Source organism: Corallococcus sp. 4LFB, assembly GCF_046520365.1.
GTDB lineage: Bacteria > Myxococcota > Myxococcia > Myxococcales > Myxococcaceae > Corallococcus > Corallococcus caeni.
The window spans coordinates 32,786-42,245 of the sequence record NZ_JBKGHJ010000013.1 but is presented as its reverse complement, the minus strand read 5'-3'; the positions used below and the strand labels follow the sequence as shown (position 1 = coordinate 42,245).

General features: G+C 68.8%; 6 protein-coding genes. 3 read left to right on the top strand and 3 right to left on the bottom strand.

What is annotated here, in order from left to right; genetic code table 11:
* Both gltE and ACLEQD_RS02890 read right to left on the bottom strand, forming a co-directional pair.
* The coding region (gltE, locus tag ACLEQD_RS02895; protein WP_410381586.1) for an adventurous gliding motility TPR repeat lipoprotein GltE at positions 1–1,317 on the bottom strand (1,317 nt) is incomplete at its 3' end.
* Positions 1,317–4,904: a tetratricopeptide repeat protein gene (locus ACLEQD_RS02890; RefSeq protein ID WP_410381584.1), complete on the bottom strand. Its 3,588-nt coding sequence runs from the start codon at positions 4,902–4,904 to the stop codon at positions 1,317–1,319. The genes ACLEQD_RS02890 and gltE, both read right to left, overlap by 1 nt.
* Positions 4,905–5,199: 295 nt before the next feature.
* On the opposite strand from ACLEQD_RS02890, the gene ACLEQD_RS02885 reads away from it, so the two are divergent.
* The 3 genes from ACLEQD_RS02885 (at position 5,200) to ACLEQD_RS02875 (ending at position 6,872) form a co-directional block, all read left to right on the top strand.
* The gene (locus tag ACLEQD_RS02885) at positions 5,200–5,577 is read left to right on the top strand and encodes a hypothetical protein (RefSeq protein WP_410381582.1); all 378 of its coding nucleotides are present in this window, start codon (positions 5,200–5,202) and stop codon (positions 5,575–5,577) included.
* The gene (locus ACLEQD_RS02880; protein ID WP_410381580.1) at positions 5,538–5,849 is read left to right on the top strand and encodes a hypothetical protein; all 312 of its coding nucleotides are present in this window, start codon (positions 5,538–5,540) and stop codon (positions 5,847–5,849) included. The genes ACLEQD_RS02885 and ACLEQD_RS02880 overlap by 40 nt, the downstream gene beginning before the upstream one ends.
* Before the next feature lie 81 nt (positions 5,850–5,930).
* On the top strand, positions 5,931–6,872 hold the full coding sequence (locus ACLEQD_RS02875) for an ATP-binding protein (protein ID WP_410381579.1): 942 nt from the start codon (positions 5,931–5,933) through the stop codon (positions 6,870–6,872).
* Here the strand turns inward: ACLEQD_RS02875 and ACLEQD_RS02870 are convergent, their stop codons facing one another.
* Positions 6,873–9,458, bottom strand: a complete 2,586-nt coding sequence (locus ACLEQD_RS02870; RefSeq protein ID WP_410381577.1) for a N,N-dimethylformamidase beta subunit family domain-containing protein — start codon at positions 9,456–9,458, stop codon at positions 6,873–6,875.
* Between the last annotated feature and the right edge of the window lie 2 nt (positions 9,459–9,460).

Sequence of the window (9,460 nt, the reverse complement as noted above, 5' to 3'; positions counted from 1 at the left end):
CCGGCGTGCCTGCGGGGCGGTGCCGGTGCCCGACGCGGGCGTCGCGGCGCCCGGAGGCGGGGTGCCCTTCTGCCTGGCCTCCTCCGCCTTCATCGCGGCCTGCTGCTGGGCCTGGAGGGCCTCCATCTGCCTGGCCTGGTCCTCCGCGGCCTTCGCCTCGCGCTTGGCCTGCACGATGCTCTCCGCCTCGCGCATGAGGCCGAAGACGGGAGACTCCGCGTTGAGTGCGACCTCGCCGCCCGCCAGGGCGACGTACTTCTTGTAGAGCTCCACCGCGCGCTCGGGGGCGTCCTTCACCTTGTGCAGGATGATGGCGCGGTTGAGGTACGTGGCGCCCAGGTCGGGGTTGAGCTTCTCCGCCTCGTCGTACTCCTGCATGGCCTTGTCGTACTGGCCCTGGCCCTTGAGCGCGATGCCCAGGTCCACGTGCGCGGCGGCGTTCTTGCCGTCGGACTGCAGGATGCGGCGCAGGTGCTCCTCCGCGCCGGGGAAGTCCTCCGCGTCGAGCGCCAGCTGGGCCAGCTCCACGTGCGCCGGCACGTAGTCCGCCTTCGCCTCCAGGGCGCTCTTGAACTGCAGGCGCGCCCCTTCCCGGTCGCCCTCCTTGAGGAGGATGAGACCCACGGAGTGGTGCAGCTCCGGATCCGTGCTGTCCAGCTTCACCGCGCGCAGCGCGACGAGCTTCGCCATGGCCAGCTGCTTGCGGTCCAGGTAGCTGCGGATCATCACCTTGAGGGCGTTGGTGTTCATCGGGTCGCGCATGAGCGCGGCGCGAGACAGCTCCATCGCCTTGTCGTGGTCGTTGTTCTGCCGGTAGATCTCCGCGAGGCGCGCGCGCGAGCCCGCGTCATCCGGGTAGCGCGTGAGCACGTCCTGGTAGAGCGCCACCGCGCCGGCCACGTCGCCACTGTTCTGCTTCATGATGGCCAGGTTGTCGGACGCCTGCCGCAGGGACGGCTTCTTGGTGAGGGCCGCCGCGTAGCGGGCCTTCGCCTCGTCGGGCTTGCCCATGCGCTCGGCGATGACGCCCAGGTTGTACTCGGCCTCCGCCAGGTTCTGGTCCGCCTCCAGGGCGGCCCTGAACTTGCGGTCCAGCGACGGGTAGTCGAAGGCCTTGGCCTTCTTCTGCGCGTCGAAGGACTTCACCGCGTCATCGAACAGCAGCATGGCGCGGTTGGAGATGGCCACCGGCCCCGTGGGGGCGGCGACGGGCTTGGCGACGGGCGACGAGGTGTTGGTCTGCGTGGTGGAGCAGCCGACAGCGGTCAGCGCCAGCGTGGCCAGCAGGAGGGGGCGGAACGGGTGCATGCGATTCATTAGAGGAAGTCCTCCGGCTCCTGATCATCAACGGTCTTCTTGGGGGCGCCGTCCTTGGACGCGGCGGCGGGCCTGGCGACCTCGGACTCGGTCTGCTGGCGAAGCGCGTTCGTCAGCGCGGACAGGTCCTCGTTGAGCGCCTCGCTCTTGGCCTGCTTCTCCGGCTCCACCTTGGTGACCGGGGGCGGGATGTCCTGCACGGCGGCCAGCAGGTCGCCACCCAGCACCAGCTCCTTGTTCTTCAGCGCGAGCTTCTCCTCCAGCACCTCCGGGTAGCGGTCCGGGGCGTAGGTGGTGCGGAGGAGCTTCAGGCTCGCCGCGGCGCAGTCGTTGAACACCCCCAGCTCGCGGCTCTTGGCCACCGCGCTGGCGAAGGCCTCCGTGGCCTTGTCCTTGAGCGGCTGCGCCTGGTTGCTGAACTCGTCGCGCAGCGCCTGCTGCGACTCTTCATCCAGGCCGCGCGGCATGGGCGCGTTCACGACGAGCTCCGCCATGTGGTCATACGCGAGGCCAATGCGCTGCAGCGCGCAGATGGCCGGCTCCGGGGCGCCCAGGGCCACGGTCTGCACGTACTTCTTCTGCACCACCTCCAGCGCGCGGCCCTTGTCGGCCAGCGAGCCCTTGAAGCGCTCGGGCGACGGCGGCACGCCCCAGTACAGCTTCAGGCGCTTGAACTCGAACCAGTCCGGCTCGATGGCCAGCAGGTTCGCCTGCGCGGCGGCGGCGAGCGCGGGCTTCTCCAGCGCGGTCTGCTGTCGGCGGGGCAGCTGGTCGAAGTACTCGTAGATGCGCTTGTTCATGCGCGACACGTCGCGCGTCTTCTTCATCTTCGTGTAGATGTCGACGATGCGGCCCTCGGCCATGAGGAACTTGCTCTGGGAGCGCATGTTGTCGCGCTCGTACTCCTCCAGCAGCTTGATGGCCTTCATGTACGCGCCCTGCTTCACGTACAGGTCCACGACGGACAGGAAGGCGGCCTCGGCGTCCTTCGACTTGGGCCACAGCTCGATGTAGTGCTCGCGGTTCTTGAGCGCGGCCTTCAGCTGGCCCAGGCCCTCGCGGTAGGTGGCCGCGTTGAACAGGGCGATCTGCGCCTTGGACTCGTCCCACTTCTGCACCACCGCGGGCTTCGAGGCGTCGCTGGAGGCCTGCTTCGCCCTGCCGCGGGCCCGGCTCTTCGCCCTGGCCCTCGCCGCCGGGGCGCCGCCCTTCTCGTTCAGGTTGCGCTCGTAGCCCTTCACGTAGAGCTCGTAGGTGCCCGCCGCCTCCTCGAAGTCACCGATGGCCTCCAGCGCCTCCGCGTTCGCGTAGATGGAGTCCGGCACGTACTTGGACCGGGGGTACTCCGCGAACAGGCGCTTGCGGACCTGGATGGCCTTGTCCAGGCTCTTCGCCTTGTAATAGTCGACGGACGCGTTGTAGAGCGCCAGGTCCGCGATCTCCGTCTGCGGGAAGTCGTGGACGAAGTTCAGGTACGCCTCGGCCGCCTTGGAGAACTCCTTCTTCTCCTCCAGCTGGCTGACCAGCTTGAACGACGACTGCTCAATCAGCTTCGCCAGGTCGTCGCGGAACTTGCCGGTGGCCAGCTTGTCGTTGGCGTAGAAGCGGCGGGCCCACTCGTTGACCTTCGCGAAGTCGCCCAGCAGGTTGTACGAGTCGAGGATGAGGTTGGCGGCGATCTCCGCGGCGCGCGTACCGTCCTCGAACTTGTACTCGGGGTAGCCGAGCGCGATCTCGCTGAAGCGCAGCACCGCTTCGTCGAAGTGGTTGTGGCGGTAGTAGATGTTCGCCGCCTTGAAGGCGATCTCCACGCGCTTGTCGCCCTTGGGGACGTACTTGAGGTAGCGCTCGCACGCGTCGAGCAGCGACTTCTTCAGCGTGGGGATGGCGATCTTCTTCTGGATGTCCGTGCCCGCGGACTCGCTCTTCGCCTCGCCGCGCGCCTCCGCCGCCTTCACGACCTCGTCGTAGGCGAGCACGGCGTTGTAGGAGGCGTTGGTCAGCCACTTGCCCGGCTTGCCCGGCTTGGGCTTGCCCTTGTCGTCCTTGGCCTCCAGCACCTTGGCGTCCTGGAGGACGACGAGCGTGTAGTTGGCGGCGGCCTTGTCGAAGTTCTGGAGGTTGTCGTTGAGGAGCTCCGCCCAGAAGAAGCGCAGGTCGTACGCCTTGGGGTTCTCCGGGAAGAGCGTGAGGTAGTCGCTGTACACGGCGTCCGCGAAGCGGAACGTCTCCTCGTTGCGCGTCTTCTTGCCCTCGTTGTGCCAGGTGACGGCGAGGTTGGAGAGCGTGCGCTCGGACAGCTCCTTCGCCTCCGCGAGCGCCTTCTTGTCCTTGTCGTCCTTGATGACGCCGGAGGACTCGACGTCCTTCATGATCTTCACGAGCCGGCGCACCTGGGCCACGGTGCGCTCCTTGTTGCCCATGCGCAGGATGCAGTCGACGATCTTGCCCTGGAAGCCAGGAGCCTCCGGCGACAGCGGCTTCTCCTTGATCAGCGAGTTGTAGGTGATGGCCGCTTCGCGGTCCTTGCCGTCGCCGTAGTACAGGTTCGCGAGCTGCTTCATCATCGCGAAGCGGTCTTCCGGATTGGTGGCGACCTTGCCGAAGTCCGCGCGGGCCTGCGTGACGTCACCCTCGCGGGCGAACGCGCGCACGTAGTCGGCGCGCGCTTCACGCACCAGCGAGCCCTTCGCCTTGGCCTTGCCGTCCTTCTCCACGGCGCCGGCGCCGGCCAGCTCCCCGTAGAGGACCACGGTCTTGTACTTGTCCTTCGCGGACGCGTACTCGCCCATGTTGAAGTAGCACCAGCCCTGCTTGTAGAGGGCGAAGGCGTAGACCTGGTTCTCCGGGTACTCGGCGGCCTTCTTGTAGGCCGCGAGCGCCTTCTCCAGCTCCGGGCGCTTGCCCTTGGAGTTGTTGAAGTAGTACTCGCCGAAGGCGAAGTACGCGTCCGGGATGTACTTGGACTGCGGGTACTTCTCCACCAGGCGCTTGAACGCGACGAGCGCCTTCTTGTCCTGGCCGTCCTCCATCAGGTACTGGCCGAGGAAGAAGAGCACTTCGTCCGTGCGCTCGAACTTCGGGTACTCCTGGACGATCTTCGTGTACTGCTCGACGGCGTACTTGCCGTTCTCCTTCACCTTCGCCATCAACTCCGCCTTCTCCGCCTTGGCCCTCTGCTGGCCCGCGGCGTCGTTGCGGTTCATGGCGACGATGAGCTCGTCGTCCTTCCGGTTGGCTTCGAAGAAGAAGAACTTCGACTCCTCCCAGTAGAGCTCGCCCAGGCGGAACAGCAGGCTGGGGGCCTCCTTCTGATCAGGAGACAGCGAGATGATCTTCTTCAGCGATTCGATCTGTTCGCGGCGCTTGGAGGCGACCTGCACCTCCACGCCCAGGCGGAACTGATCATATTGGAGCGCGGGAGCGGCTTGCTGGGCTTCCTTCGGGCGCGTGATGTCGCCAGCGAGGGACTTGTCCACGGTGGTCGTGGACTTCTTGCCCAGGTCAGCGTCGCGCAGTGCTTTCTTCTCCTGGGCCGAAGCCATGGAAGTCAGGAGAACGAGGCAAACGAGTAGCGAGCGGCGCATGGTCTTCCTAGGAGCGGGGAACCGGCGTCCACGGATGCCTGCTTGCTTGGCAAGTGTCCGGGAATCTTCGGGAATTTCCATGAGGGGACCGGTACTATGCGCGGTTTCCGCAAGGCGGGTCAACTTGGACGGACGGACGTCCGGTCCGTTGGATAGCAGGCGGGAAAACTTCAATTTCGTTGTGCCGAGAGGCCCGTTCCAGACAGCGACAGGAAGGTTGCACCGGCGGCTCCAACGGGTATGGGAGGCTTGCGGCTGTTCGCCTGGTCGCACTGCCTGGAGTGGCTGTCGGATCATGAGTCTTCTGCCGGAGAGCGCCAGCTTCGAAGAGCTGGTGCAGGACTACTTCCTCGCGGTGCGTGGCGCGGGCCTGATGTTGTCCGCGCTGGACACCGAGCTCGTCACCGCCTGGGCGCGGGAGGGCGTGCCCTTCGAGGTCGTGGCCCGCGGCATCTCGCGCTCGGCGGAGAAGGCGCTGTGGGACGCGCGGCCCGGAGAGCCGGTGCTGCGCTCGCTGCGCGCGTGCCGGCGCCAGGTGGAGACGGAGATCCGCAAGTACCGCGACCTGTCCGCGGGCCAGGGTGAGGAGGCGCGTCCCGCTCCAAGAAGCGCCCCGCGCGCTCCTGGGAAGAGGTGCGGCACGCGCGGCTGTGCGCGGCGCTGCGGGCCCTGACGGAGCGTGAGGCCGCGCTGGCGCCCCGGGTGCACCGGCTGCTGGACACGGTGCTCGCGTGCGTGCCGCGCGAGCCCGCGGCGATGGATCAACAGGAGGCGTGGGCGCTGCTGGCGCTGCTGCGCGCCCTGCCCTTCACGGAGCGACGCACGGTGTGGCGCGATGCGCGCACCGGTGAACAGCAGCTGATGACGGCCCGCGCGCGGCGCGTGGCCCGGCGCTTCCGGCTCCAGGCGGCCGTCAGACGGCGGCTGGACATGAAGGAGACCTGAGCGGTGGGGTTCCGCCCGCACGCCTGAACGGCTGACCAGTGGGCTGACGGGCGCGGGGGACGGTGTTATTGGCTGGGCACGATGGCTGCCAAGGCGAACGGCGAGGCGTGTGGGCTGTGCGGCGGGCGGACGTACCTCATCGAGCGGCGCGGAGAGCTTGCGTCGGCGCGGGTGTGTACGTGCTCGGTGGACTGCCCGGTGTGCGGTGGACGCGGGCACATCCTGGTGCAGAAGGAAGGCACCTTCAGCGCGAAGATGGGCGCCCGGACCTATGACGTCCTGGAGCCGTGCGTGTGCACGCTGCGGCGCACGCGGGTGGCGCTCTACAACGACGTGCAGATGCCGGGCGTCATGGCGCACGCGTCGTTCGACAACTACCGGCCCTTCAACGAGGCGCAGGACCGGGGCCGCGGCGTGGCGATGCACTTCGCCCACCAGTACGTGAAGGGCGCCACCAACAAGGGCTTCGTGCTGAGCGGGCCGGTGGGCACGGGCAAGACGCACCTGCTCGCGGCGACGCTCGGGCACCTGGTGCTGGAGATGGGCGTGAAGTCCCGCTACGTCGAAATCTCCCTCCTCTACGCGACCATCCGGCGCGGCTTCCAGGACGGCAAGAGCGGCGGGGAGATCATCGGGCCGCTGTCGGAGGTGGAGGTCCTCGCCATCGACGAGCTGGGCAAGGGGCGCGGCAGTCCCTTCGAGATGGAGACGCTCGATGAGCTGATCGCCCGGCGCTACAACGCGGGGCGCACGACGCTCTTCGCCACGAACTACTCGCTGGAGCCGGAGCGCAAGGGCGCCCGGAGCAGCGCGCCTTCAGGCTACCGCGCCACGGACGACGCCCGCTCCGCCATGAAGGACGCGGAGCTGCTGCGCGAGCGCGTGGGTGAGCGCATCTACAGCCGCCTCTGCGAGATGTGCACCTTCGTGGAGCTGCCGCGCGACACCCCGGACCGGCGGCGCACGCGGCAGGAGATGGACGCGCCGCCGCCCCTGGGGGGCATGCGCAACCCGGGCCGTTGATCAGCGCTTGATGGCGCGCACCAGCGAGTTGCCGGCGTCCGCGACGTAGAGCGTGCCGTCCGGCCCCACCGCGAGCCCGGCGGGCAGCACCAGTTGGGCGTCCCGGCCCGCGCCGTCATCCGCGCCGTAGCGGCCGCTGCCCGCGAGCGTGGTCAGCTTCTCCGGCTCGCCCGACGCGTTGAAGACGAGCCGGCGCACGCGGTAGTTGCCCGGGTCGGAGATGGCGAGCGAGCCGTCCGGCAGCAGCGCCAGGCCCAGGTACGGCAGCAGCTGGCCCTCCTTCGGGTCGCCGTCGCGGTAGCCGGGCGTGGAGCCCGCCATCACGGTGGTGACGCCGTCGCGCACGCGCACCACGCGCGCCATGCCGCTCTCCACGACGTAGGTGGTGCCGTCCGCGGCCTGCACCACCGCGGAGGGCCGGTAGAGCCAGTCGCCCTGGAGCGTCGTCACCGGGTTGCCGGGCGCCACCATGTCAATGCGGCGGATGACGCTGTTGTTCAGGTCCGCCACGAGCAGCGCGGTGCCGTCCGGCGTGAAGGACAGGCCCGCGGGCTGGTTGAAGGCCGCCGCCAGCGCGGGGCCGTCCTGGTAGCCCCACGAGGTGCCCGCGAACACCTCCGACCTGCCCTCCGGGGTGATGCGGCGGATGAGCGCGTTCTCCGTGTCGGACACGTAGAGGTTGCCCAGCGCGTCCGCGGCGATGCCCATGGGGCCCGCGAGGTTGGAGAGCACCGTGCGGATCTTCCCGTCCGGCGACACGCGCTTCACGCTGTTGCTCAGCGAATCCGCCACCGCCCAGCCGCCGTCCGGCAGCACGGCGACCGCGAGCGGCGCGCCCAGCTCGTCCGCCGCCACCTTGGTGTCCGAGTGGCAGCGCTTGCCGGGCTCTCCCGCCACCGTCGTCACGGACTGTGCGAACGGTCCCATCGGCGCGGAAGCGGCCGGGGGCTGGAACTTCACCAGGTCGCCCGGCAGCTTCCGGCCCAGCGCCTTGTAGAGCACGTTGGCCACGATGCGGCCCGCGCGCGGATCCGCCACGCCGCCCCCTGCCCCGGCCAGCTTCTGCACGAAGTCGATGCCGCCCGAGGAGAAGACGTACGCGTCGCCCTGCTTGCGCACCACCATGTGCGCGAAGCCGAAGCCCCCCTGGAGCGACAGCAAGGGGGACTCCGCGAGCACGTCCACGCCGGCCGGCTGGCGGCCGTTGGACACCAGCTGATCCACTTCGTAGCCGTTGGCCATCCACAGCGTGTCACCGGCCTTGAGGCCCGTGCCGCTGAAGGCCCAGTGGTCCGGGTTGGTGATGACCGTCGGGAAGGGCCACTGGTGCCAGCGGGCGGCGAACTGCACGCCCAGCAGCGCGTTCTCCGGGCGGGGCGCGGGCAGGTCGCGGAACTTCGCCGTCTTGCGCTGATCCTTGTACGGATCCTCGGGCGAGCCCTTGTAGCAGGTGACCACGCGGCGCGGACGGCCGTCGGCGGCGGGCTCCAGGCGCACCTGCCAGTAGGCGTTGTTCGAGCCCAGGTTGAGGATGGACCGCCCTTCCGACAGCGCGCGGTCCGCGAAGTCGCGCTGCTTCGAGGACCAGTACTCGTCGTGGCCGGACATCACGAACACCTTCGCGCCGCGAAGGAAGTCGTAGCTTTCGTCCATGTCCTCGTCGGTGAAGTAGCCCACGTCCAGGTCCTGGGACTCCAGCCACGTCACCAGGCTCAGGTCGTCCGTCATCAGGTGCCCGGAGCCCTGGCCCCGGTAGTAGGGCCGGTCGTAGGAGGACTGGAAGGCGCGCGAGACGCCGTGCGACTTCATCACGCCCTTCTGATCATCGTAGAGGCTGGTGCCGCCCCAGGTGTTGTAGGCCGCCCAGGTGGAGGTGGGGATGAGCACCGCGACCTCCGAGCGCGGGTTCTCGTCACGCACGAAGAAGGGCACGTAGCGCGAGGGCCGGTCGTCGCGCACGAGCTTCACCACGTACACGCCGCGCACCCAGTCCTCGCCGATGGGGATCTCCAGCGTGGGCGACCAGGAACAGGCGATGAGGCCCGTCGTTGGATCCGCGGGGCAGTCCGCCTGCCGCGTGCCCTGCACCGGACCGCCGCGCGCGACCTCGCGGGCACCGGCGCCGCCGTAGTAGCCCAGGCGGTAGACGTACCAGCTGAACTTGCGGGCTTCGGACAGGGACACCGCCACGCGCAGCGACTCGCCCTGCTTCAGGGTGGCCTTGAGGGCGTAGCCTTCAATCTCCCGGCTGTTGGCGTTCCTGTCGATGCGCCAGCCCGTGGTGCCCTTCCTCTGGTTCTCCTTGTGGACGGCGTCCGGGTCGCGCTCGGGAAGCGCGCTGCCGCCGTCGGGCAGCGTGCCCGCGTCCGGCTCCTCCTCCGGGGTGCCCGCGTCGTATTCGGGAACGACGATGCCGTCGTCCGGGCCGATGACGCCCGCGTCGTCGTTGTTCAGGGGCGGATCATCATGGCGGTCGCCAGGGGGCGGCGTGCCGGGTGCCGGGCCGGAGTCCTTGCATCCGGTCGCCCCCGTCACCAGGAGCGCCAGCACCACCCCCAGCCCCATCCAGCGACGCCCGTGTCCCATGC

Coding starts and splice junctions, on each gene's coding strand:
- ACLEQD_RS02875 (WP_410381579.1), top strand. CDS start 5,931: ATGGCTGCCAAGGCGAACGGCGAGGCGTGTGGGCTGTGCGGCGGGCGG.
- ACLEQD_RS02890 (WP_410381584.1), bottom strand. CDS start 4,904: ATGCGCCGCTCGCTACTCGTTTGCCTCGTTCTCCTGACTTCCATGGCT.
- ACLEQD_RS02885 (WP_410381582.1), top strand. CDS start 5,200: ATGAGTCTTCTGCCGGAGAGCGCCAGCTTCGAAGAGCTGGTGCAGGAC.
- ACLEQD_RS02870 (WP_410381577.1), bottom strand. CDS start 9,458: ATGGGACACGGGCGTCGCTGGATGGGGCTGGGGGTGGTGCTGGCGCTC.